The sequence below is a fragment of the Bradyrhizobium sp. cf659 genome (assembly GCF_900113725.1).
Classification (GTDB): domain Bacteria; phylum Pseudomonadota; class Alphaproteobacteria; order Rhizobiales; family Xanthobacteraceae; genus Bradyrhizobium.
Genome location: NZ_FOQJ01000002.1, coordinates 480,935 through 505,230, shown reverse-complemented (window position 1 = coordinate 505,230; position 24,296 = coordinate 480,935). Strand labels below are relative to the sequence as shown.

Here is a 24,296-nt window from a genome sequence, read left to right as displayed (position 1 = left end):
GGAGGCCAAGGTGGCGAGCGAGATTCAGACGCGCGTGCTGCGCAAGATCACCTGGCGCATCGTTCCCTTCATCATGCTGCTCTACTTCGTGGCCTTCATCGACCGCGTCAATATCGGCTTCGCCTCGCTGACGATGAACAAGGACATCGGCCTGTCGCCCGCGGTCTACGGCTTCGGCGCCGGCATCTTCTTCTGGGGCTATTTCCTGTTCGAGGTGCCCTCCAACATCATCCTGCACAAGATCGGCGCGCGGATCTGGATCGCGCGGGTGATGATCACCTGGGGCATCGTGTCGGCGGCGATGGCGTTCGTTCAGGGGCCGACCGGCTTCTACATCCTGCGCTTCCTGCTCGGCGTCGCCGAAGCCGGCTTCTTTCCCGGCATCATCCTCTACCTCTCCAACTGGTTCCCGGCGCGCCAGCGCGCAGCGGTGACGGCGCTGTTCATGGCGGCCGCGCCGCTCTCCACCGTGCTGGGATCGCCGATATCAGGCGCGCTGCTGGAGATGGACGGCCTGCTCGGCTTCAAGGGCTGGCAATGGCTGTTCGTGCTGGAGGCGCTGCCGGCCGTGCTGCTCGGCTTCGTCGTGCTGGGCTTCCTGACCGACCGCCCCGAGAAGGCGAAATGGCTCACTGATGACGAGCGACGCTGGCTGGTCGAGGCCATGAACGCGGAAACCACCAGCAAGGCCGCAACCGCGAGCCACAGCATCTGGCGCGGGCTTGCCGATCCGCGTGTGCTGGCGCTGGCGCTGATCTATTTCGGCACCTCGGCCGGCCTCTACACGCTCGGCGTCTGGGCGCCGCAGATCATCAAGCAGTTCGGCCTGTCCTCGCTCCAGGTCGGCTTCCTCAACGCATTGCCGGCAACCGCCGCGGTGGTCGCCATGATCCTGTGGGCGCGGCATTCGGACCGCACCGGCGAGCGGACCTGGCATGTGGTGTGGGCCTGCCTGATCGCCGCGGCCGGGCTCGCCTATGCTGGCCTTGCGACCGGCGTCGTCGCCGTGCTGGTTGCGCTTGCGCTCGTCAACATCGGCATCTCCTCGGCAAAACCGCCACTCTGGAGCATGCCGACGCTGTTCCTGTCCGGTCCCGCGGCCGCAGCCGGCATCGCCACCATCAACTCGATCGGCAATCTCGGCGGCTTCGTCGGGCCTGCCATGATCGGCTGGATCAAGGACCGGACCGGCAGCTTCAATGGCGGGCTCTACTTCGTCGCCGGCCTGCTGGTTCTCTCCGCGGTCCTCACCCTGCTATTGTCGCGTGCGCAGACCGCGCCCGTCGAACCCGTCCCGCAATCCCACTGATCTCTCAAACGGAGCATTTTCATGCGCACCCATTCGATCGCAGCAATTCCCGCCGACGGCATCGGCCCCGAGGTCATCTCGGCCGGTGTCCGCGTGCTGGAGGCGCTGGCCAAGCGCAGCGGCGACCTCGCCTTCAACGTCAAGACGTTCGACTGGGGCTCGGACTATTACAAGAAGCACGGCGTGATGATGCCGGCCGACGGCCTCAGCGAATTGAAGAAGTTCGATGCGATCTATTTCGGCGCGGTCGGTGCGCCCGACGTGCCCGACCACATCACGCTGTGGGGCCTGCGCCTGCCGATCTGCCAGGGCTTTGACCAATACGCCAATGTGCGGCCGACCAAGATCCTGCCGGGTGTCGCCTCGCCGCTGCGCAATGTCGGCGTCGGCGATCTCGACTGGGTGATCGTGCGCGAGAACTCCGAAGGCGAATATGCCGGCATGGGCGGCCGCGCCCACAAGGGCCTGCCCGAGGAAGTCGGCACTGAAGTTGCGGTCTTCACCCGCGTCGGCGTCACCCGGATCATGCGCTACGCATTCCAGCTCGCGCAATCGCGTCCGCGCAAATTCCTGACCGTCGTGACCAAGTCGAACGCGCAGCGCCACGGCATGGTGATGTGGGACGAGATCGCGGCCGAGGTCGCCGGCGAATTCCCGGACGTGACCTGGGACAAGATGCTGGTCGACGCCATGACGGTGCGCATGACGCTGCACCCGAAGAGCCTCGACACCATCGTGGCGACCAATTTGCACGCCGACATCCTCTCCGACCTTGCCGGCGCGCTCGCGGGCAGCCTCGGCGTCGCGCCGACCGGCAACATCGATCCGCAGCGCCGCTTCCCCTCGATGTTCGAGCCGATCCACGGCTCGGCTTTCGACATCACCGGCAAGGGCATCGCCAACCCGGTCGCGACCTTCTGGACCGGCGCGCAGATGCTGGAGCATCTCGGCGAGAAGGACGCCGCATTGCGGCTGATGACGGCGGTCGAGCGCGTCTGCGCAGCCGGCGTGCTGACGCCAGATGTCGGCGGCAAGGCGACGACGAAGGAAGTGACCGACGCCGTGATCGACGCGATCCACGGGTCGAATGTGTGAGGCCAAAGCCCGCGCGGCAACGCCGCTGTGCTCCCTCGCCCCGCTTGCGGGGAGAGGGTTGGGGTGAGGGGGAGTCTCCGCGGGGTCGGTGAACGTTGAGTTCGCGGAGAGTCCCCCTCACCCGGAATCCGCGCTGCGCGCGTATTCCGGCCTCTCCCCGCAAGCGGGGAGAGGCGAAAAACGTCCCTACCGCCGCGCCGGTGCTGGCGTCGCCAGCGCTGCCGTCGGCTCCGGCGGCGTCAGATGGCGCGGGACGATGATGGTTTGGCCGGGGGTGAGCTGCGCGTTCTCTGCCAGCGAGTTGCTCTGCGCGATCGACCACAGCGGCACGCGATTGGCTGCGGCGATGCTCTCCATGGTGTCGCCGCGGCGTACCGGCACCCGCACGCCGGAGTCCCACAATTCCACCAGGGTATTCGCCGGCACGAGATAGCGCAGCGGCACGGCATCGGCCTGGGCCTGCACAGGAATGCGTGGCAGCTGCGTCACCATCTCGACGATCTGGCGATGGATGTCGTCGGACTTCTCGATGTTGATATGCGAGACGCGGTTGTTTTCCTTGAGATCGTAGCTCGCGTAATGACCGCGATAGCCGGGCACGGCCACGACATCGCCGCCGCCGAGCACGCTGTCGGACAGGAAGATGTTGATGAAGCGCTCGACATTGAGCGGCACGTCGCCGGTCGCATGCGCGGGATCGATGGCGATGACGAGGCTGATCGGGATGTTCTCCTTGGCCGCCATCTCGGAGATCACGACCGAGCACAGCCCGCCCATGGAGTGGCCGATCAGCACGATCGGCGCCGGGCTCTCCTTGTAGCTGGTAATGGCACGATCGCCGATCCATCGGCAGATGGTGAATTCGTAGACATCGGCGGAGAAGCCGGCTTTGGTCAGTTTCTCGCTCAGCCTGTCCATGCCGGTCGAGAAGATCGGCCCCATGGCGCCGCGGAACAGGTAGATCTTCGGCGGCGGTAGCGGCTCGACAGGAGCAGCCGGCGGCGGCGCGATAGCCGTGACCGCGGCGCGCTTGGACTTGGCGGGTGAGGCCACGACCGTGCCGGTGTTCAAGGCGAGCAGCGCAACCGCTGCCAGCACGACTAGCCGCCTCAAATCAATCATCCGTCCAGCAGTCCCACCACGGGAGGCCGCCGCCTCCCCCGGGGCTTAGTGACCACCGATTGGGTGGATTTTGGGGCACGGAACCGGGCCCGTAGCACCCGTCGGGCCTGGCGCTCATTCTGGGCAGCCAGGCATTATCAATTGAACGGAACCCATGGCTGGGCCTCGCAGGCATCGGAGATCACCGAACTCTGGATTCCCTTGTAGGCGTCATCGTCGAAAAAGACCGAATAAGCGGGCTGTCTGTCGGACGGACCACCGCGCTGCCTCAGGCAGACGAAATACGATCCAGGCCCGTGGTCTGTATGACGGACACCAGATGTCTCGAGCCCCCCGGTCAACTTGGCTTCGGCGGCGCCTTTCCGAACGCCCTCCTGCACCGCCTTGGCGCCTGGAGCGCGCGGAGGATGATAGACGGGAGGCGGATTTGCGCTCGACGCGCATCCCGCCAGCAACAGGGTCAAGACGGCGGACAAGGCCGCCAGAGATCTGCGATGGCCGACGACGGGCCTTCGGTGGTCGCACCGCGCCAACTCATATCGTGAATGCATCGCTTGTCCCCGGCGCCGCGCTCGATGCGCACCTCATCCCTGGGTCAGGAAGAGATAGAGGCAGCCCGCGACCGTCGGCAGGAACGCAACCAGGGCCGTCATCCAGAAGCCGGGCTCGAGCAACGAGTCCCGATCATCTGTCTCGCCGGCCGCACGCCAATCCGCAATCGCCCGGCTCCACGCTTCATCAGCCGTGAACAGGGGAACGCTCCCCGCGCTCACGTCGCCGCGCGCTGCGCCTTGGCGCACAGTACGCAGGGAGGGGCGTGTCGTTCCGGATGTCAGCATGTTCTCTACTCTGATCGGTTACAAATATGTCGAGCTTGGATATCGCAGGGAGTGCAGCCGCATCACTGCGTCAGCACCTGCTCTGAACTCGGACCTGGCGGCGGCGGCGCCGGAGCCGGGTTGTTGCTCGGACTCTCCTTGGCGCCGGAATCCGTCCATCCCGGCGGCAGGCCGAGCCCCTGCCCCGCGAAACCCGTGATCCCGGGAAAGCGGCCGAACGCTTCGCAGGCGACATATTTGGGCGTGCGGCCGAGCCGCACGGGAATGCTCTCCATCGGCGGCAGCGCAGGGACACCGCCGAACGGCGACTCTCCTGTCGTGACCAGCTTGGCGAAGTCCGCGCCGAAATCGGCGGCGAGATCGTAAGCATCGCCTTCGTTGGCGACCCGTGCAGAGTTCGAGATGGAATTGGCGTTGCGCGCCCAGACCATCGCCGCCTTCTGAAATCCGGCGAAGTCGCGCGCCTCCGCCTCGACCGACAGACCGCCGAGCCCGACCGGGAGCCGCGGCACCGGCACGGGCACGCCGGGAAGCGCGACGGTCTTGGCAATCGCCAAGGCTTTCGATGCACCGGAGGCGGTCGGGCTGGTCGGCGTGGCATGCGTCACCGTCGCCTGCACCGTGAGGTCGGCGTCGTCATCGGAGGAGACGATGCGGAAGCGCTCGCTCAAGCGGAGACACAACTCGCGGCTGATCGCGTTCGCAACCAGCCGCCGCTCCTTTTCGTTCAAAGGAACATCGGCGCGCGCGGGAAAGACGGTCGATGCGATCCGGATCGTTTTCGCCGCCAGCACGTCCTTCTTGTTCACGCGAATCTGCGATCGCGTCACCAGTCCGTTCGCATCCGACATCCGGTCGTAGCTCCTGAGCGAGCCGGCCCGTTCGAGCGGCGCGGCCGCGCACCCACCGAGAGCCAGCGCCAGCGCGACACTCATCAGGGCCGTCCGTGGAAAGCGCATGGTCCCATTCCCGCATCGACGGATTATTAGAGAGATCGCTCTAATTGTCATTCTCACGCGCCGCGACACCCGTCAACATAAATAGATGGAACTCTCTAATTTTGATTTTCTCGTGGCGAATCGTCGTGCTAAACGGGGCGAGTGTGAATGGAGATGTCCGATTTGAGGAAAGTCGACCCCGTCAAGCATGAGCAGAAGCGCGGAGAGATCCTCGGCGCGGCGATCCGCTGTTTCATCAGGGACGGCTTCCGCGGCGCCAGCACGACGGACATCTGCACCGAGGCCGGCATCAGTCCCGGCCACCTCTATCACTACTTTCCGAGCAAGGAGGCGATCATCGAGGCGATGATCGATCTGGGTCTGGCGCGTTCGGCCGAGCGGTTCGAAAAGATTCTCGCGGCCCCCGACGTGATCGAGGCGCTGCTCGTCGATATCGAGGAAACCAGCCTGCGGTTTCGTCCCGCCCAGATCCTCAATCTGGACGGCCTCGCGGAAGCCGCGCGCAATCCGGAATTCGCCAAAATCATTGAACGGCACACCGCCGCAGTCCGCGCTATGTGGGCCGACTTCCTGCGCCGGGCGCAGGACCAGGGACGGGTGGATTCAGGACTCGATCCGGACGCGACGGCGAACATCCTGATCGCCCTGATCGACGGATCCCGCGCAATGCCGATCCGCAATCCGAAGCTGGATATCGGGCGGAACGTGGAGCATTTGAGGACAATGCTCGTCCGCTTCCTGAGGCCACCCGAAACCGAGAGCGCCGCGCGCAAGCCGCGCCCTCAAGGGACCAGTCGTCCCCTAAAACTGGTCAGGAAGCGATAGGGGCCCAACCCTAAAGCGGCAGAAGCCGATTCAGCAGTTCGAGCAGCGTGCGCTGCTCGGCCTCGCTGAGCGGGGCCAGCATCTTCCGGTTATAGGGCTCCGTGAGCCTCGCCCCCTCCTGAATGAGCTTTGCGCCCTTTGGCGTGAGCATGAGCTCGACGGCGCGGCGATCGGACTTCGAGCGGTTGCGCTTGATGAAGCCGGACGATTCGAGCTCGTTCAGGATCTTGATCAGGTTGGGCAGGCGCAGCCGGAGCAGGCTGGCGAGGCTGCTCGGGGGCACGCCGGGATTGTCGCGAATGACGGCGAAGATCGCATAGGTCGCGGGCGTCAGCCCCAATGCGGCAAACTCTTCGTAAAAGCCTTCGAAGAATTTCAGCTGCGCGAGGCGCAGCATGAAGCCGGGCGTGCGCTGGAGCGCGCGCAGATCCAGCGATGTCTCCGGCTGCTGAGCGGACTTGGCTCCGGGTCGGGCGGTTTTCGGGCTCATGATCTCATTCCAAAGGCCAGCCGAATTGACACTCTCGAAAATAGCTATAAAATATAACTATTATTCAGCGGCACCAAGACCGCGCATGGGAGGGACACAATGAACAGCAAATTCCTGCACAAATTGTGCATGTCGGCCGTGATGCTGGCCGCCGCGGCGCCGGCCTTCGCTCAGGACGTCGTGAAGATCGGCATCCTGAACGACCAGTCGGGTCCGTTCGCGAGCTATCAAGGCATCGGCTCGGTCGTCGCCGCCAAGATGGCCGTCGAGGATTATGGCGGAAAGGCCGCCGGCAAGCCCGTCGAGGTCGTCGCGGCCGATCACCAGAACAAGACCGACATCGGGATCGGCATCGCCCGGCGCTGGTACGAGAACGAGAACGTCGATGCGATCTTCGACATTCCGAACTCGTCGATCGCGCTTGCCGTCGCCGGCATGAGCGCGGAGAAAAACAAGGTCTTCGTCGGCTCGGGCGCCGGAACGGTGCTGCTGACCGGCGAAAAATGCACGCCGAACACCGTGCACTGGACCTACGACACCTATGCTTACGGGCGCGGCCTCGGCAAGGCGATCGTGCAGCAGGGCGGCAAGAAGTGGTTCTTCATCACTGCCGATTACGCCTTCGGACATGATCTGGAGAAACAGGCGGCAGAGGCCGTGAAAGCCTCCGGCGGCGAAGTGCTCGGCAGCGTGCGGCATCCGCTGGGAACGGCCGATTATGCCTCTTTCCTGCTCCAGGCCCAGGCTTCGGGCGCAAACGTCATCGGCTTCGCCAATGCCGGGGACGATACCATCACGTCGATGAAGCAGGCCGCCGAGTTCGGGTTGACCAGGGACCACAAGCTCGTCGGACTGATCCTGGGCATGAACGGCCTCCCCGCGCTCGGGCTGAAATTTGCGCAAGGCGCGCAGATCATGAATCCGTTCTACTGGGATCTGAACGAGGGCACGCGCGCTTTCGCGAAACGCTTCGCCGAACGCATTCCGTCGAAGGCCTACCCGAACGACATGCAGGCCGGCGTCTATGCGTCGGTCATTCACTATCTCAAGGCGGTCGACAAGGTCGGCGGCGCCAAGGACGGCAAGACCGTCGTCGTCGCCATGAAGGACACGCCGACCGACGATCCACTGTTCGGCAGAGGCTACATCCGCAAGGACGGACGCAAGATCCACCCGCTCTACCTGCTCCAGGTCAAGGCTCCCGAGGAATCGACGTCGGCCTGGGATCTGCTGAAGGTCGCTGCCACGATCAAGGGGGAGGACGCGTTCCGCTCCGAGAGCGAAGGGCAGTGCCCGCTGACGAAGCAATAGCGGCCGGAGGAGCTGAGCATGAGCGGCATTGCATCGAGCCCGGTCGACCCGTTTGCGCCTGACTTCCTGACGGACCCCTATCCTGCCTACGACGCGCTGCGCGCGCTCGGGCCCGTGTTCGAAGTGGAGCGTTACGGCGTGTGGGCCATGGCAGGCTATGCCGAGGTCGAGCCGGCCCTGAAGGACTGGAAGACGTTCATCAGTGGCGAGGGCGTCGGGCTCCACGGGATGAACCCGGCCTTGCCAAAGCCGCTGACACTCCAGATCGATCCTCCCGACCATGACAAGGGCCGCCGGGTCCTCGGCCGCACCCTGTCTCCGGGCGTCGCGCGACGGCTGCGCGAGACGTTTCAGCAGGAGGCGGAGAAGAAGGTCTCGGAACTGATCGACAAAGGCACGTTCGATGCCGTGAGCGATCTTGCCGAAGCCTATCCCATGAAAGTGTTTCCGGATGCGATCGGCATCCGGCCGGATGGCCGCGAGAAGCTGCTGGCCTGGAGCACCTTCGTGTTCGACAGTTTTGGTCCCGAGAACGATCAGCTGGCGGCGTCGAGAAAAGCCGGGCTCGCGGCGCAGAGCTGGATCATGGAATGTTGCGCGCGAGATGCGCTGCGGCCCGACGGGCTCGGCATGATGATCTACCAGGCGGCCGACGAGGGCGAGATCACCGAGCACGAAGCCACCCATCTGGTGCGGCCATTCCTCACCGCCGGGATCGACACCACCGTGAACGGCATCGGCAACACCCTGCTCGCGCTCGCCACGCACCCGGATGAGTACCGCAAGCTCCACCACAAGCCGGAGCTGGCGCGCAACGCCTTCGAGGAAGGCCTGCGCTACGATTCACCTGTGCAGACGTTCTTTCGCACCACCTCGCGCGACGTCGAGATCGGCGGCGGCGTGATCCCGGCTCACCGGAAGGTGCTGCTGTTCATGGCCTCAGCCAACCGCGATCCGGCGCGATGGGACGAGCCGGACCGCTTCGAGGTGGAACGGGTCGCGACCGGGCATGTCGGCTTCGGCGCCGGCATTCACGCCTGCGTCGGCCAGATGATCGCGCGTCTGGAGGGCGAATTGATCCTGAGCGAGCTCGCCAGGCGTGTGAAGACGATCGAGCTTGTGGGGGAGCCGCGACGCAGGCTCAACAATTCCCTGCGCGGGCTGGAGACCATGCCGGTCCGCGTGACGGCGGCCTAGGCTGCATCACGCGGGTCCGAGATCCCGACGGGACGACGCGCTCAGTTCCGCGGCGGCGCCGTCGCGGCTGCCGCGCGGGCTGACCGCGGTGCGCCGGGTTCGGCGGCAACCGGTGCCGCGGGCGCCCGCGAGCGCATGATCGCGGCGTCGATCTCGGCGATGACGCGGCGCTGGATCGCCTCGTTCTTGTCGATCGAGATGTGGCCGACGCCGGTGCCGCGCACGTCGACATTGTCGAGCTTGCCGCGCAGGCCGGCCGCGGCCCGCACCGGCTCACCGGGACCATCGCCGATATAGATGTTGATGTAGCGTTCGGCGCCGGTCGAGAGCCTGGTCTTGAACACGGAGTCGAGGCCGATCGCGAGCTTCACGGGCACGCCGAGCTGGTTGAGCTTGGCGATCATGTCCGGCAGCGCAGTCGCGCCCGAGGAATGGCCGACCAGGACGATGGTCTTGATGCGGCCGGCCTTGTAGGCGGTCGCGGCCTCATCGGCGAGCGAGGACCAGGAGACGAAATTGGCAACCGTTACCGGAATGCCCTGCGCCTGGAGCCGGGAGCCGATCGTGTCGAGCCCGAGCGAGAAGATGTTGAGCACGCCACGGAGCAGGTAGACATGCGTGGTCGCGGCCGCTGCCTGGCTCGGCGCCGCCTTCGCGGTGGTCGGGCTCATGGCAACAGCTGACAGCAGGAGCAGGCACATCGCCCACACACGGATGGCGGGCAACTGGCTGGCGCCGGCAGTGTGACGGCCGTTCGGTCTCATCGATGGTTTCCCTGGGGACAATACGCTTTGCGATCGGCCGGAATCGTAGCCATGGCCCGCTCGCAGACGCAACAAAGAGCCGCGTGAGCGACAATCTTAGCCGCAAGCCGTGACCATCGCGCAACACTTGCCCGGAACCTACCACCGAAGGGCCTGTTTTGAGACCATTTTTCTCCGGCCAATTGCGACACGGCAAGGGCATCCCTATGTCAGGGCACCGCTGACCTGCCCGCCCGGGCGGGTTCCAGCCTCCCCTCCCCATCCCGCCGGCCATCATGTCCTCCATCATTTCCGTCGCCAATCTGTCGAAGACCTATGGGTCCGGCTTCAAGGCGCTCAAGAACGTCAATCTCGACATCAAGCGCGGCGAGATCTTCGCGCTGCTCGGGCCGAACGGCGCGGGCAAGACCACGCTGATCTCGATCATCTGCGGCATCGCCAACCCGAGCGAGGGCCGCGTCCTCGTCGGCGGCGAGGACATCCGGACCTCCTACCGCAAGGCGCGCTCGCTGATCGGCCTGGTGCCGCAGGAACTCCACACCGACGCCTTCGAGAGCGTCTGGGCGACCGTGAGCTTCTCCCGCGGCCTGTTCGGCAAGCCGAAGAACCCTGATCATATCGAGAAGGTGCTCAAGGACCTCTCGCTGTGGGACAAGAAGGACAACAAGATCATCACGCTCTCCGGCGGCATGAAGCGCCGCGTGATGATCGCCAAGGCGCTCTCGCACGAGCCGCAGATCCTGTTCCTGGACGAGCCCACCGCCGGCGTCGACGTCGAGCTGCGCAAGGGCATGTGGGAGGTGGTGCGCACCCTCCAGCAGTCCGGCGTCACCATCATCCTCACCACGCACTACATCGAGGAAGCCGAGGAGATGGCCGACCGCATCGGCGTCATCAACAAGGGCGAGATCGTGCTGGTCGAGGACAAGGCGAGCTTGATGCAGAAGCTCGGCAAGAAGCGGCTGACGCTGCATTTGCAGAACAAGATCACCTCGCTGCCGGAGAGCCTCGGCCATTACGAGCTCGACCTCTGCGATTCCGGCGCGACGCTGGTCTACGACTACGACACCAAGGGCGAGCGCACCGGCATCACCAGCCTGCTCAGCGACCTGCGCACCGCCGGCATCCGCTTCAACGATCTCGACACGACGCAATCGTCGCTCGAGGACATCTTCGTCGATCTCGTGAGGACGTCATGAATCATCGCGCCATCCGCGCCATCTATCTGTTCGAAATGGCGCGCACCTGGCGCACGCTGCTGCAAAGCATCGTCTCGCCGGTGGTCTCCACCTCGCTCTATTTCGTGGTGTTCGGCGCCGCGATCGGCTCGCGCATCAGCCAGGTCGAGGGCGTCAGCTACGGCACCTTCATCGTGCCGGGCCTGATCATGCTCTCGGTGCTGACGCAGAGCATCGCCAACGCCTCGTTCGGCATCTACTTCCCGAAATTCACCGGCACGATCTACGAGATCCTGTCGGCGCCGATCTCCTATTTCGAGATCGTGCTCGGCTATGTCGGCGCCGCCGCGACCAAGTCGATCATCCTCGGCCTGATCATCCTCGCCACCGCCGGGCTTTTCGTTCCGTTGCATATTCACCATCCGATCTGGATGCTTGCCTTCCTGGTGCTGACGGCGGTGACGTTCAGCCTGTTCGGCTTCATCATCGGCATCTGGGCCGACGGGTTCGAGAAGCTGCAGATGATCCCGATGCTGGTGGTGACGCCGCTGACCTTCCTCGGCGGCAGCTTCTATTCCATCGACATGCTGCCGCCCACCTGGCGCACGGTGGCGCTGCTCAACCCGGTCGTCTATCTGATCTCCGGCTTCCGCTGGAGCTTCTACGAGATTGCCGACGTGAGCGTATCCGTCAGCATCGGCATGACGACGGCGTTCCTGCTGATCTGCCTGGTCGCGATCTGGTGGATTTTCCGCACCGGGTACCGGCTGAAGAATTGACCGTTGCCGTCATTCCGGGGCGTGCGAAGCACGAGCCCGGAATCCATCGTGCGACAGGGTTGGTGGATGAATGGATTCCGGGTTCGCCCTTCGGGCGCCCCGGAATGACCGGCGACTATCGATAGCAATGGAAGCGGTGATAGCCGTCATAATACCCACGGCAGTGACGGTAGTGACGGTGGGGAATGCCGAGCACGCCCTCGACCGCGCCCACGGCGCCGCCGACACCGGCGCCGACCGCGCCTCCGACCACACCGCCCACCGGGCCGGCAATGCGGTTGCCTTCATGGGCGCCTTCCTGGGCACCGCGCACGATGCCCTGGGCATGGCCAGCTTGCGGCAGCGATAACAGTGCGAGCAGGATGGCGGCGGCTGCGAAAAGCAGGCGGACAGGTAAGCCGGCCGGCAATGGCGCAGCGGCGATACGGACTTTGTTCATCTTCGATCCCAAGGGAAATACACGAGGTAAACGGCGGCGAAAACCGCCTGTCGGGCAGGCCATCATCAACGCCCTGAGCGGCCAAATGGTTGCGCCTTTGTGACGAATTGTCGGCGTCGTGAACGCATCTCCGCTCGCGAAAATGTCAGCATCGCCGCGGGCGGCGCGGCACAAAGCGGCCTTGCTTACGCCCGGCATCACGTTAACGATGGCTGGGTCGGCTGCTGGAACGAAAGCCGGGTTGCAGGCATAGTGCACGCCGGGGGACGGAGAGCCGCGGCGCTTGCGTGAACAGGCCGGAGGCCAGAACTCAAATGCGTTTTCAGATGCGTTCGTTTTTTATTGCTTTCACATCCCTGCTGCTTTTGAGCGCGGGCACCGCGCAGGCCAAGGTCGAGATCACCGTCGACAAGGACAATCAGCAGATGACCGTCGCCGTCGACGGCGTCGCGCGCTATCGCTGGCCGGTGTCGACGGGCATTCCCTCGCGCGAGACGCCGAACGGAGCGTTCCGCGCCTTCCGCATGGAAGAGGATCACTACTCCAAGGAATTCGACGACGCGCCGATGCCGCACGCAATCTTCTTCACCAAGATCGGGCACGCCATCCACGGCACGGACTCGGTCGGCCGGCTCGGCGCGCCGGCCTCCCATGGCTGCGTGCGGCTGTCGCGCCAGAACGCATCGACGCTCTATGCGCTGGTGCAACAGCAGGGCGTGCTCAACACCACGGTGACGCTGACCGGCTCGGCGCAGGTGGCGCTGGCGCGCAATCCGCGCGGCCGCACCAACAATGCGGTGGCCCGCGCCCCGCAGCCGGCCGAAGAGCAATACGCCACATCAGGCGATCCCGTGAATCTGACGCCACCGGCGCAGCCCGCCCGCCGCTACATGCCGCAGGACGACAACTACATCTACCCGGCCGACGGCAGCGACACCGGCGCGCGCTATCCGGCGCCGCGCTCGGCCAGCCGCCCGCTCTATGACGCGCAGGTTTATCATCAGCCGGCGCAGCAATACTACAATCAGGGCTACGGCCAGCAGGGCTATTATCAGCCGCAGCTCCGGCAGTACTACCAGCCGCGCGGCTACTACTATCAGAACTAATGTGGTGGCCGTCGGTCGTCGCCATCAACGGCCCCTCGCCGGTCAGCACGAACACCCGATCGCCATTCGAGGCACCATGTCATCACGTGCCACGACCTTTCTGACTTTGCTCTGGGTTTTGACAGCGGGACCGGCCATGGCCTTCGATCTCGAGGCGCATCGCGGCGGCCGGGCGCTGTTGCCGGAAAACACCCTGCCGGCCTTCGCCAACGCGCTGTCGATGGGCGTGGATACGCTGGAGCTCGACGTCGGCGTGACCGCCGATGGCGAGGTCATCATCTCGCATGAACGCGGGCTCAATCCCGATCTCGCACGGGACGCGAACGGCGCCTATGTCGCTCCGCCCGGTACGCCCCTCGTAAAACTGCGGTTCAAAGAGATCGGGAGCTATGACGTCGGCCAGATCCGGCCAGACAGTTCTTACGCGAAGCAATTCCCCGAGCAGCGCGCCGTGCCGGGGACACGCATTCCCACCTTGAGGCAGCTGTTCGCACTGGTGCGCAAGTCCGGCAACGACCGCGTGCGCTTCAACATCGAGACCAAGATCGATCCGAACCACCCGGACGAATCCCTCGACCCGCAAGGCTTTGTCGCCAAACTGCTCGGGCTGATCGAGGCCGAGAAGTTTTCCGATCGCGTCATGATCCAGTCGTTCGACTGGAGGACCTTGCAGCTCGTCCAGCAGCAAGCCCCGAACATTCCGACCGTGTACCTGACGCTCCAGCGCGGCTCGGGCCAGACCATCGCGCTGGACAAGGCCACCAACTGGACGGCGGGTTTCAGTCCCGCCGATCACGGCGGCTCGCTGCCGCGCACCATCAAGGCTGCGGGCGGCGCGATCTGGTCGCCCTATTTCGGCGATGTGACAGCGGCACTCGTCTCGGAGGCTCATGGGCTCGGGCTGCGCGTCGTGGTCTGGACTGTCAACAAGTCTGAGGACATGGCGCGCATGATCGAGATCGGCGTCGACGGGATCATCTCGGATAGGCCCGACCTGTTGCGACAGGTGGCGGGCGAGAGGGGAATTGCGCTGCCCGCAGGGACGCCGGTGGCGCCGTAAGGTCTATCCGTCGTCATGGCCGGGACCCGGGCATGACGACCTCTTGTAAATCTGCGCGCAGCACGTAGCCCGGATGAAGCGGCCCTACTCCCCGTCCCTCAAACGCCGATACAGCGCGCCGAGGATGTTGGAATAATCGTCGGTCCAGACCCGCACCCTGTCGTCGGCTTCGGTCTGCTCCCAGACCTTGGACGAGGCGATCTTGCCGACGTCGGCCTCCTCGCGCGCGGAGATCACGACGTCGGTCGAGAAGATGTAATCGCCATCCCGCCCGGAATCCTCGTTGAAGACCCAGCTCTTGAGATCGTTGGCATCGGCGATGCCGACCACGACGGTTTCGAGATCGAGATGCCGGTTGGAGACGTGCATCACCACGGCGCCCTGGGGCGCGAGCTTGTCCTTGTAGATCTTCATCGCCTCCTCGGTCGCAAGATGGATCGGGATCGCATCCGACGAATAGGCATCGACGATGATCAAGTCATAGGCGCCGTCCGGCTCCTTCGCGAAGGTCAGGCGCGCGTCCCCGATCACCGGCTGCAGGTCCGGCAGGCAGCTCGAGATGTAGCGGAAATTCTTCGGGTCGCGCGCCGCGTCGACCATCGACTGGTCGATCTCGAAGAATTTCCAGCTCTCCCCCGGTTCGGCGGCGCAGGCCAGCGTGCCCGATCCGACGCCGATCGCGGCGACCTTCAGCGGCGCGCCCTTGCGCTCGCGGAGCGCGGTGATGGCCTGACCGATGCCGCCGTCCTTGTGATAGTAGGTGATCGGCTCGGGCCGGCCGGTGACCGGCGTGCCGTCATTGTTACGGAAGCGCTCGGCGCCGTGGATCGTGGTGCCGTGCATCAGCACGTGGAAATAGCCACCGGGCGTCTCCACGATCTTGTGGACGCCGAAGAAGCTGCGCACGGTGGTGACGCGGCCCTCGTCCGCCGGATAGACACGGATCAACGCCAGCGCGAGCGCAATCGTGGCAAAGATCTTCCAGCGGCCGGCATTGAGCGCCAATGTCAGCAGCGCGGCGAGCACGCCGACGGAGCCGGCGACCCAGACGCGGTGATCCTCGAACCAGGTCGAGAGGCTGCCCGTGGTGTAAGACGGCGCAACGAGCGCGACCGCGAGCGCGGCGAGCGCCAGCCAGTACCATTTGACGATGCCGGCAAGACGTTCGTTGGCGGACGGGCGGCACAGGGCCGCGAGCGCGATCAGGATCGGATATTCGGCGATCCACGAGAAGGTGAATGGAGCAACGAGGCCAGCAAAGAGGCCGCCGACCATGCCGCCGAACGACAGCGCGACATAGAAGCCGGTGAGATATTTGGCGGCCGGCCGGGTCCGCGCCAACTCGCCGTGACAGGCCATGGCGATGACGAAGAAGCACAATTGATGACCGCCGAGCGTCAGAAGCAGATTCTGTTCGCCGCCGAAGGCCAGCAGGAAGACCACGCCCGCGATCGCGACCGGCTGGAGCATCAGCATCCATTTGTGCGGCAGCAGCGGCCGCGACTGGAACACCACCACCCAGGTGAGCAAGTACAGCGACAGCGGCAGAACCCACAGAAGCGGCGCCGCCGCGACGTCGGTGGAGATGTGCGCGGTGACGGCTATGAGCAGGCCCGACGGCACCGCAGCGAGGAAGATCCAGCGCAGCCGCGTCACGAGGCCGGGTGCCGGCGCATTGATCTCCTCGGTTCGCGCATCGACCACCGCCAGTTTTGGCGAGCGTAGCAACAGCACGCCGCAGGCGGCGATCAGGACGATCAGGAGGCCATAGCCGCCGGTCCAGAAGCGGTTCTGCGTGTGCAGCGTGAACACCGGTTCCAGCAGGAACGGATAGGACAACAGCGCGAGAAAGCTGCCGATGTTGGAGGACGCATAGAGGAAATAGGGATCGTGCCCGGCGGGATGGCCGGTGCGGACGAACCAGGCTTGCAGCAGCGGATTGTTGGCGGCGAGCGCGAAGAACGGCAGCCCGATCGAGACCACGAACAGGCCGAGCAGCCAGACCGCATAGCCCGACGCGGGCGGCTCGCCATAGGCGGTGGCAATGCCGAGCGGCAGCGTGGCGAAGGCCAGCACCAGCAACACCAGATGCACCGCCACCGGAACGATCCGGTTCCTCACCTGCATCAAGAGATGCGCATAAGCGTAGCCGGCCAGCAGCAACGACTGGAAGAACACCATCGCAACCGACCACACCGCCGGCGAGCCGCCGAGCCGCGGCAGCACCATCTTCGTGAACAGCGGCTGCACCGAGAACAGGAGCAGTGCGCTGACGAAGATCGCAGCGGTGTAGACCGCCAGCAACAGCCGGTTGCGCGACGACGACGGCTGCTCCGTGGCGGCGGGTTGCACGATCGAATCCATGGAATCTCCGGCTAAACTCCGGCGGGCGCCGGGCGCGCGCAATGGAGCACACCACGCCTGAACGGGCAATAAATGGTCTCGTGATGTTGCAGCGAGGAATGCTTGATATAGAGATGTCATTCCGGGGCGATGCGAAGCATCGAACCCGGAACCTCGAGATTCCGGGCTCGCGCTTCGCGCGCCCCGGAATGACGCCAGGGAAATCATGACCGAAACCGACGTCGTCATCATCGGCGCTGGCCATAACGGCCTCACCTGCGCGGCCTATCTCGCGATGGCGGGCTTGCGCGTGCGCGTGGTCGAGCGTCGCAAGGTGGTCGGCGGCGCGGCGGTCACGGAGGAGTTTCACCCGGGTTTCCGCAATTCTGTCGCAGCCTACACCGTGAGCCTGCTCAATCCGCAGGTGATCCGCGACCTCAAGCTTGCCGAGCAGGGCCTGCGCATCGTCGAACGGCGGGCGCAGAATTTCCTGCCCGCGCCGGACGGCAGCTATCTGCTCACCGGCGAGGGACGGACGAAAGCGTCAGTCGCGCGGCTGAGCGCGCGTGATGCGGATGCACTCGACGGCTTCTCGCGCGAACTGGAAGACATCGCCGACGTGCTGCGCCAATTCGTGCTGCGCGCACCGCCGAACCTGCTCGACGGTTTTGGCACGAACGCGATCCGCGAAGCCGTGAACGCATTGCAGAGCGCCAACATCCTGCGAGGCCTGACGCTGGAGCAAAGCCGCAGCCTGCTCGATCTCTTCACCCGCTCGGCCGGCGAGATGCTGGACGAGCGGTTCGAGCATGATCTCGTCAAGGCGCTGTTCGGCTTCGATGCCATCGTCGGCAATTACGCCAGCCCCTACGCCGCCGGCTCGGCCTATGTGATGCTGCATCACGCCTTCGGCGAGGTGAACGGCAAGAAGGGCGTCTGGGGTCACGCCATCGGCGGCATGGGCGCGATCACCCAGGCGATGGCGCGGGCCGCGCAGGGCCGCGGCGTCGCGATCGACACGGACGCCGGCGTGCGCGAGGTGATCGTCGAACGCGACCGTGCCGTCGGCGTCGTGCTGGAGAACGGCGCGACGATCCGCGCGAAATATGTCGCGGCCAACGTCAATCCAAAGCTGCTCTATACGCGGCTGATCGCGGCCGACGCCCTGCCCCAGGACTTCCTCGCCCGCATCCGGCACTGGAAGAACGGCTCCGGCACCTTCCGCATGAACGTGGCGCTGGACCGCCTGCCCTCCTTCACGGCGCTGCCGGATGACGGCGATCACCTCACCTCGGGCATCATCCTGGCGCCGAGCCTCGGCTACATGGACCGCGCCTATCTCGATGCGCGCGCGCACGGCTGGAGCCGAGAGCCCGTGGTCGAGATGCTGATCCCCTCCACGCTCGACGACACGCTGGCGCCCGCAGGCAAGCATGTCGCGAGCCTGTTCTGCCAGCACGTCGCGCCGGAGCTGCCTGAAGGAAAATCCTGGGACGACCATCGCGACGAGGCCGCCGATCTCATGATCGCGACGGTGGACAAATATGCCCCGGGTTTTGCGTCAAGCGTGCTCGGCCGCCAGATCCTCTCCCCGCTCGATCTCGAACGGCAGTTCGGCCTCCTCGGCGGCGACATCTTCCACGGCGCGCTGACGCTGAACCAGCTGTTCTCGGCCCGGCCGATGCTGGGCCATGCCGATTATCGCGGCCCGCTGAAGGGCCTCTATCACTGCGGCTCCGGCGCCCATCCCGGCGGCGGCGTCACCGGAGCTCCCGGCCACAATGCGGCGCAGGTGATCTTGAGGGATCACCGCTCGCTGTTCGGAAGCCGTGGATAGGTCTGTGGACGGGCTGTGGCCAGGCTGTTGGCAGGTGTGTGCCCAGGAAGAGGATGGCGGCACCAGACCATCGGGACAAGTCTGGGGACAGGCGGTGGAAAACCGCCGCGCAATGACGGGAGGAGCCGGTGGATAACGTTCTGGCAAATGGCGGACAACCGGTGGATACCGGCCGGGAATCGCACCCGGGAAAATGACTTCGCCCGCCGGGAGCAATTCCCGTGCGGGCGTTAGTCAGACATGGCCTACGAAGAAAGGTAGCCCCCGCTGGAAATGGGAGGCGGAAATTACTTCAAGGAGGTGCTAATCGAAGTGAACTTTTCGTTCATCGTGGTGCCCAGGCCGTTCACCACGGTGATGATCGCCAGCGCGATACCGGCCGCGATAAGGCCGTACTCGATTGCGGTCGCACCGGACTCATCGGACCAGAACTTCAAAATCATGCGCGTCAAGACTCGCCTCCATTTCTATCTCAAGCTGCGTTGGTTGGCCCCAACATCCGGAAATCTACGGGATGCGACCTTCGGGCGGGTTAATCGCGGAACTGCAAGTTGTGCCAAAAATTGGGAACAAAAGTTCCAAAAATTGAACCCGACGGAACCCTAAGATGCAGCTTTCCCCCACCCATCGCGCCAGCTTTTCGATCGGCAGCGAGGCCGCTGCCCGGCGTGTCGTCGACGTGCTCACCGAGGTGTTCTTCGAGGGCGATGCGGCGGTCGCCGCGTTCGAGCGGCCGGACGGACAATGGGACGTCACGCTGCATTTTGCGGATGCGCCCGACCAGGCCTGGCTGCGCGAACTCGTTGTAAATTCGGCAGGAAATGACATCGCCGACACGCTTGCCTTCGATACCATCGAGGCCAAGGACTGGGTCAAGGCCAGCCTGGAAGATCTCGTCCCGGTGCCGGCCGGACGCTTCGTCGTGCACGGCAGCCATGACCGCGACCGCGTCGCGCCGAACAAGCTCAAGATCGAGATCGAGGCGGCGCTCGCCTTCGGCACCGGCCATCACGGCACCACGCGCGGCTGTTTACTCCTGCTTGACCATGTCCTGAAGAGTTCCCGTCCGAGCAACGTGCTCGACCTCGGCACCGGGACCGGCGTGCTGGCGATCGCGGCCGCGAAGGCGCTGCATCGCGCCGTGCTTGCCTCCGACATCGACCCACCCTCTGTGCGGGTCGCGGCCGAGAACGGCCGGCTGAACGAAGTCGGTCACCATGTGCGGGTGATCCGCGCCACCGGCTTCGCCGCGCCGGATTTTTCCCGGGCCGGCCCGTTCGACCTGGTGCTGGCCAACATCCTTGCCAATCCGCTGCGGCACCTGGCGAGCCCGATGGCGCGGCACCTTGCGCCGGGGGCGCGCGTCATCCTCTCCGGGCTACTGACGCACCAGGCCCCCGCCGTGGTCGCCGCCTATCGCGCACGCGGCCTCGTGCCGCTGCGGCATTTGCGGATCGAGGGGTGGAGCAGCCTGTTGCTGCGGAAGGTGGGGTGAACTGATCGGTCTTTTCCCTTCTCCCCTTGTGGGAGAAGGTGGCGCGAAGCGCCGGATGAGGGGTTGTCGCCACAAACCCGAAAGCATCGAATGCCGCGAGAGACCCCTCACCCGTCTCGCCGCTTCGCGGCGATCCACCCTCTCCCACAAGGGGAGAGGGGAAACGCCCGTATGCGGGCTGGCTACTCCGCCGGCTTCTCGTCCCGGCGCATTGCGCGCTCGGCCTGCAAGGTGCGCCTGGCGCGCCGCTCGGCGATACGGTCGATCATCTGGCTGATGAGACCGCGCGGCTTCTTCGGTGTCGTTGCGGCCGGGGCCCGGCGGGCCGGCGGCGAAATCTTCTCAAACGTGAACGCTGGCATCGTGTGTCCCCTCGCCGTTGAGTAGAAACACTTGCTCGAATTTCCCTGTTATCCGGACGGAGCTCAAAGGCTGCATCCCTTTACTCCAGTCGACTCAAGCGGAACTTTTTCAAGCACAGTCCATGCCAGATGCGCCGCGAATGCGTCCACATTGCGGACTGACCCCCATGATCCTAAAGTGATCCACCATGTTCGAAGCACACTTCCAGACATTCGAGGAGCCCGAGGCCGGCGTCGCATTGACGGCGCGCCTTGCCGCGCTCCGCGAAGAACTCGCCCGCCGCAAGCTGACCGGATTCGTCATTCCGCGCGCCGACCAGCAGCAGAATGAATATGTGGCGCCCTCGGAAGAGCGGCTCGCCTGGCTGACCGGCTTTACCGGATCGGCGGGCCTGGCGGTGGTGCTGGCCCACGAGGCCGCATTGTTCGTCGACGGCCGCTACACGATCCAGGCGGCCAAGCAGGTCGATGCAAAGGCCTGGGCGGTGGAATCGCTGATCGACCCTCCGCCGGAGAGCTGGGTGTCGGCGCATCTGAAAGCCGGCGACCGCCTCGGATTTGATCCCTGGTTGCACACTTCTACGGCAGCCGAGCGCCTCGCCGCCGCCTGCACCAAGGCCGGCGCCGAGCTGGTGGCGGTGGACAGCAATCCGGTGGACGCGGTCTGGCACGACCGGCCGCAGCCGCCGCTTGCTCCCGTCGCCGTGCACGGAACGCAACACGCCGGCCTCGGCGAGGCCGAGAAGCTGGCGCAGATCAAAAGCGAGATCGCCAAGCTCGGCACTGATGCGCTGGTGCTGTCGGACAGCCATGCGGTGGCCTGGACTTTCAACATCCGCGGCGCCGACGTTGCGCATACCCCGCTGCCGCTGTCCTACGCGCTGGTGCCGAAGGACGGCCGGCCGACCATCTTTATCGACCACCGCAAGCTTTCCAACCTGACGCGCGACCATCTCGAGCAATCGGCCGACGTGCGCGAGCCCGATGCGATGGCGCCGACGCTGATGGCGCTGGCCAAGAGCGGCGCCGCGATCGCGCTCGACAGTGCCACCGCGGCCGATGCGCTGAGCCGGCTGATCGCCGGCGCCGGCGGCAAGCCGGTGCGCGGCAGCGATCCGATTGCGCTGCTCAAGGCGGTCAAGAACGCGACCGAGATCAAGGGCACGCAGACGGCGCATCGCCGCGATGCCGTGGCGCTGGCGCGCTTCCTCGCCTGGGTCGATCGCGAAGCGCCCAGCGGCAAGCTCACCGAGATCGACGCAGTGGAAGCGCTGGAGACGTTCCGCCGCGACACCGGCGCGCTGAAGGACGTGTCGTTCCCGACCATATCGGGCACCGGCCCGAACGGCGCCATCGTGCACTACCGCGTCACCCGCAAGAGCAACCGGCGCATCGCGCCCGGCGACCTGCTGCTGATCGATTCCGGTGCGCAATATGAAGACGGCACCACCGACGTGACGCGCACCATGGCGGTCGGCGAGCCCACCGGCGAGATGCGCGACCGCTTCACCCGCGTGCTGCGCGGCCATATCGCGATCGCGCGCGCGATCTTCCCCGACGGCACCAATGGCGCTCAGCTCGACACGCTGGCGCGGCAATATCTCTGGGCCGCCGGCGTCGATTTCGAGCACGGCACCGGCCATGGCGTCGGCAGCTATCTCAGCGTCCACGAAGGGCCGGCGCGGATCTCGAAGCTCGGCACCACGCCGCTGAAGCGCGGCATGATCCTCTCCAACGAGCCCGGTTACTACAAGACCGACGGCTTCGGCATCCGCATCGAGAACCTCGAGCTCGTGGTCGCCGCCGACATCAAGGGCGCCGAGAAGCCGATGAACGCGTTCGAGACGCTGACCCTGGCGCCGATCGACAGACGGCTGATCGATGTCGCCATGCTGAACCGCGACGAGCTCGACTGGCTCAATGCCTACCACGCGCGTGTGAGGGCCGAGGTAGGGCCGGCGCTGGACGAGACAACGAAAGCGTGGCTCGATCAGGCGACGGCGGAGCTGAAGGCGTAAGCTCGCCATTCCGAGGCGCATGGCACTACGCGATTTGTGCAACGCTGCTTGCCCCATCGCTGTCATGCCCCGCCACCGGGTCTCGCCTTTGGCGAGCCCGATGACAGGCTCCGGCGGGGCATCCAGTATTCCAGAGACAGCAAACGTACACGGAGAAGCCGCGGCGTACTGGATTCCCCGCCTTCGCGGGGAATGACAGTGGAGACGTAGCACGAGCAACGCGCCCAATCGATCGCCATCGCGCTGTTATTATAACCGTCCCGGAATCGGTATGGCCGCATTCCGAAACGCCGATATCCGTCTTGCGCGAGCACGCTACAGTCCGATTCGAACTTGTCAGAGACGGACACGCATGCACGGCATGATCAGCAGGCCGCCGGAAGCGGCAATGAAGACCATCGCGACCTCGCGCGTGGTGTTGCTGCTGCTCGTCGTCATGACCGGGATTGCGCCGATCTCGCTCTACATGCTGGTTCCGGCGCTCCCGGTGCTGGCGACGAACTTCGGCAGCGACATCTCGGTCGCGCAGATGACGGTGTCGCTCTTCATGGTCGGCATCGCCTGCTCGCAGCTGATCATGGGCCCGCTGTCGGACAAGTTCGGGCGGCGCCCGGTGCTGCTCGCAGGGCTCGCGCTGATGGTGGCGGCGAGCATTGCCTGCATCTTCGCGCAGAACCTGCCGCAACTGATCGCCGCACGCTTCTTCCAGGCGCTCGGCGGCGCCACCGGCATGGTGGTGAGCCGCGCCATCATCCGCGACATCTACGAGCGCCAGCGCGTCGCCTCCATGATCAGCCTCGTCGTCGCGGCCCTGATGATCGGACAGATGCTGTCGCCGCTCACCGGCGGCCTGATCGAGACCGCGTTCGGCTGGCGCGCAATCTTCTACGCCATCACCATCGGCGCAGTTGCGGTCGCCGTCGGCATCGCCGTGGCGCTGCCGGAAACGCGTCGCACTCGCGCCGCCGGCAGCGGCTTTCGCGCCGACATCGGCACCCTGATCAGGAACCGTGCCTTCGTCGGCTACGTGATGTGTCAGGTGCTGGCCTCGCAAATCATCTTCACCTTCGCCGGCGGCGGTCCTTACATCGTGGTGACACAGATGGGCCGCAGCAGCGCCGAATACGGCGCGTGGTTTGCGACATCAGGCTTTGCGTATCTCGTCGGCAATCTGCTCTGCGTGCGCTTTGCGCCGCGCCACTCACTGGCAAAGCTGATCTGGTTCGGGCTCGGCCTTCAGCTCGGCGGCAGCCTTTTGAACCTGTTCTGGAGTTTTGCCGGCTGGAATGAAGCGCCCGCGTGGCTGTTCGGCACGCAGATGATCGTGATGGCGGGCAATGCCTTCGTGATGGCGAATTCCGCCGCCGGCGCGATCAGCATCCGCCCTGAAGCGGCCGGCACCGCGTCGGGCGCGATGGGCTTCCTCCAGCAGGGCATCGGCGCGCTGATGTCGCAATTCGGCGCCTATCTCGGCGGCCACTCCTCGACGACGCTGCCGCTGACCTCCGCCGTGCTAGCGATCTCGCTGCTCTGCACCTGCATGATGATCTTCGTCGTCCCCCGCCGCGAGATCGTGGTGAGCGAGACGCTGATCGAGCAGGCGGAGGAGGAAGAGAGCGGGATGATGTAGAGGGCGCTGAGCGCGACTGCCGTTGCAACACCCTCGGTGTCATCCCCCGCGAAGGCGGGGGATCCAGTATTCCAGAGACGGTGCAGGGACACGGAGAGGCTGCGGCGTACTGGATCGCCCGCCTGCGCGGGCGATGAC

The 24,296-nt window shown here is 65.3% G+C and carries 22 protein-coding genes; 13 read left to right on the top strand and 9 right to left on the bottom strand.

Features of this window, described 5'->3' with window-relative positions:
- Positions 1 to 10 precede the first annotated feature (10 nt).
- Entirely contained in the window at positions 11 to 1,309 is a 1,299-nt protein-coding gene (locus tag BM118_RS11515; protein ID WP_092185281.1) for a D-galactonate transporter, read from the top strand.
- 21 nt (positions 1,310 to 1,330) lie between these two features.
- The gene (locus BM118_RS11510; RefSeq protein WP_092185280.1) at positions 1,331 to 2,404 is read left to right on the top strand and encodes a tartrate dehydrogenase; all 1,074 of its coding nucleotides are present in this window, start codon (positions 1,331 to 1,333) and stop codon (positions 2,402 to 2,404) included.
- Between the two features lie 186 nt (positions 2,405 to 2,590).
- On the opposite strand, the gene BM118_RS11505 is transcribed toward BM118_RS11510, so the two are convergent.
- From BM118_RS11505 to BM118_RS11490, 3 genes are all read right to left on the bottom strand, one after another.
- Complete coding sequence (locus tag BM118_RS11505) at positions 2,591 to 3,526, bottom strand: LysM peptidoglycan-binding domain-containing protein (RefSeq protein WP_092185278.1); 936 nt, start codon at positions 3,524 to 3,526, stop codon at positions 2,591 to 2,593.
- Between the two features lie 584 nt (positions 3,527 to 4,110).
- The gene (locus BM118_RS11495; protein ID WP_092185277.1) at positions 4,111 to 4,365 is read right to left on the bottom strand and encodes a hypothetical protein; all 255 of its coding nucleotides are present in this window, start codon (positions 4,363 to 4,365) and stop codon (positions 4,111 to 4,113) included.
- Between the two features lie 62 nt (positions 4,366 to 4,427).
- Positions 4,428 to 5,324: a DUF3313 domain-containing protein gene (locus BM118_RS11490; protein ID WP_092185276.1), complete on the bottom strand. Its 897-nt coding sequence runs from the start codon at positions 5,322 to 5,324 to the stop codon at positions 4,428 to 4,430.
- A gap of 147 nt (positions 5,325 to 5,471) precedes the next feature.
- On the opposite strand from BM118_RS11490, the gene BM118_RS11485 reads away from it, so the two are divergent.
- Positions 5,472 to 6,149, top strand: a complete 678-nt coding sequence (locus BM118_RS11485; protein ID WP_092185274.1) for a TetR/AcrR family transcriptional regulator — start codon at positions 5,472 to 5,474, stop codon at positions 6,147 to 6,149.
- A gap of 10 nt (positions 6,150 to 6,159) precedes the next feature.
- On the opposite strand, the gene BM118_RS11480 is transcribed toward BM118_RS11485, so the two are convergent.
- Positions 6,160 to 6,639 (bottom strand): MarR family winged helix-turn-helix transcriptional regulator, encoded by a 480-nt coding sequence (locus BM118_RS11480; RefSeq protein WP_092185273.1) that lies wholly within the window; start codon positions 6,637 to 6,639, stop codon positions 6,160 to 6,162.
- 99 nt (positions 6,640 to 6,738) lie between these two features.
- Between BM118_RS11480 and BM118_RS11475 the strand changes: the two genes are divergently transcribed.
- The gene (locus tag BM118_RS11475; RefSeq protein ID WP_092185272.1) at positions 6,739 to 7,950 is read left to right on the top strand and encodes an ABC transporter substrate-binding protein; all 1,212 of its coding nucleotides are present in this window, start codon (positions 6,739 to 6,741) and stop codon (positions 7,948 to 7,950) included.
- 18 nt (positions 7,951 to 7,968) lie between these two features.
- A complete protein-coding gene (locus BM118_RS11470) occupies positions 7,969 to 9,147 on the top strand; it encodes a cytochrome P450 (RefSeq protein ID WP_092185271.1) in 1,179 nt (392 codons plus the stop codon).
- A gap of 41 nt (positions 9,148 to 9,188) precedes the next feature.
- Here the strand turns inward: BM118_RS11470 and BM118_RS11465 are convergent, their stop codons facing one another.
- Positions 9,189 to 9,911, bottom strand: coding sequence for a hypothetical protein (locus tag BM118_RS11465; RefSeq protein WP_092185270.1), 723 nt, complete (start codon positions 9,909 to 9,911; stop codon positions 9,189 to 9,191).
- Positions 9,912 to 10,186: 275 nt separating this feature from the next.
- Between BM118_RS11465 and BM118_RS11460 the strand changes: the two genes are divergently transcribed.
- Both BM118_RS11460 and BM118_RS11455 read left to right on the top strand, forming a co-directional pair.
- Entirely contained in the window at positions 10,187 to 11,110 is a 924-nt protein-coding gene (locus BM118_RS11460) for an ABC transporter ATP-binding protein (protein WP_092185269.1), read from the top strand.
- Positions 11,107 to 11,868 (top strand): ABC transporter permease, encoded by a 762-nt coding sequence (locus BM118_RS11455; RefSeq protein ID WP_092185268.1) that lies wholly within the window; start codon positions 11,107 to 11,109, stop codon positions 11,866 to 11,868. The genes BM118_RS11460 and BM118_RS11455 overlap by 4 nt, the downstream gene beginning before the upstream one ends.
- Before the next feature lie 115 nt (positions 11,869 to 11,983).
- Here BM118_RS11455 and BM118_RS11450 read toward each other — a convergent pair whose 3' ends face one another.
- Positions 11,984 to 12,307, bottom strand: coding sequence for a hypothetical protein (locus tag BM118_RS11450; RefSeq protein ID WP_092186138.1), 324 nt, complete (start codon positions 12,305 to 12,307; stop codon positions 11,984 to 11,986).
- A gap of 326 nt (positions 12,308 to 12,633) precedes the next feature.
- Here BM118_RS11450 and BM118_RS11440 point away from each other — a divergent pair, with 326 nt between their 5' ends.
- The gene (locus tag BM118_RS11440) at positions 12,634 to 13,413 is read left to right on the top strand and encodes a L,D-transpeptidase (RefSeq protein WP_244550122.1); all 780 of its coding nucleotides are present in this window, start codon (positions 12,634 to 12,636) and stop codon (positions 13,411 to 13,413) included.
- A gap of 76 nt (positions 13,414 to 13,489) precedes the next feature.
- Complete coding sequence (locus BM118_RS11435) at positions 13,490 to 14,473, top strand: glycerophosphodiester phosphodiesterase (protein ID WP_092185266.1); 984 nt, start codon at positions 13,490 to 13,492, stop codon at positions 14,471 to 14,473.
- An 84-nt stretch (positions 14,474 to 14,557) separates the two neighbouring features.
- Here the strand turns inward: BM118_RS11435 and BM118_RS11430 are convergent, their stop codons facing one another.
- Positions 14,558 to 16,837 (bottom strand): spermidine synthase, encoded by a 2,280-nt coding sequence (locus BM118_RS11430; protein ID WP_092185265.1) that lies wholly within the window; start codon positions 16,835 to 16,837, stop codon positions 14,558 to 14,560.
- 205 nt (positions 16,838 to 17,042) lie between these two features.
- Between BM118_RS11430 and BM118_RS11425 the strand changes: the two genes are divergently transcribed.
- Complete coding sequence (locus BM118_RS11425) at positions 17,043 to 18,653, top strand: phytoene desaturase family protein (RefSeq protein WP_092185260.1); 1,611 nt, start codon at positions 17,043 to 17,045, stop codon at positions 18,651 to 18,653.
- Positions 18,654 to 18,940: 287 nt separating this feature from the next.
- Here the strand turns inward: BM118_RS11425 and BM118_RS11420 are convergent, their stop codons facing one another.
- Positions 18,941 to 19,096 (bottom strand): Flp family type IVb pilin, encoded by a 156-nt coding sequence (locus BM118_RS11420; protein WP_092185258.1) that lies wholly within the window; start codon positions 19,094 to 19,096, stop codon positions 18,941 to 18,943.
- A gap of 164 nt (positions 19,097 to 19,260) precedes the next feature.
- On the opposite strand from BM118_RS11420, the gene BM118_RS11415 reads away from it, so the two are divergent.
- Positions 19,261 to 20,148, top strand: a complete 888-nt coding sequence (locus BM118_RS11415; protein WP_092185257.1) for a 50S ribosomal protein L11 methyltransferase — start codon at positions 19,261 to 19,263, stop codon at positions 20,146 to 20,148.
- A 182-nt stretch (positions 20,149 to 20,330) separates the two neighbouring features.
- Here BM118_RS11415 and BM118_RS11410 read toward each other — a convergent pair whose 3' ends face one another.
- Positions 20,331 to 20,510 carry a hypothetical protein gene (locus tag BM118_RS11410; protein WP_092185256.1) on the bottom strand — a complete coding sequence of 60 codons (180 nt, stop codon included), beginning with the start codon at positions 20,508 to 20,510 and terminating at the stop codon, positions 20,331 to 20,333.
- A gap of 188 nt (positions 20,511 to 20,698) precedes the next feature.
- Here BM118_RS11410 and BM118_RS11405 point away from each other — a divergent pair, with 188 nt between their 5' ends.
- Positions 20,699 to 22,528 carry an aminopeptidase P family protein gene (locus tag BM118_RS11405; protein ID WP_092185255.1) on the top strand — a complete coding sequence of 610 codons (1,830 nt, stop codon included), beginning with the start codon at positions 20,699 to 20,701 and terminating at the stop codon, positions 22,526 to 22,528.
- A 352-nt stretch (positions 22,529 to 22,880) separates the two neighbouring features.
- Complete coding sequence (locus BM118_RS11400; protein WP_092185252.1) at positions 22,881 to 24,158, top strand: multidrug effflux MFS transporter; 1,278 nt, start codon at positions 22,881 to 22,883, stop codon at positions 24,156 to 24,158.
- Positions 24,159 to 24,296: the final 138 nt, after the last annotated feature.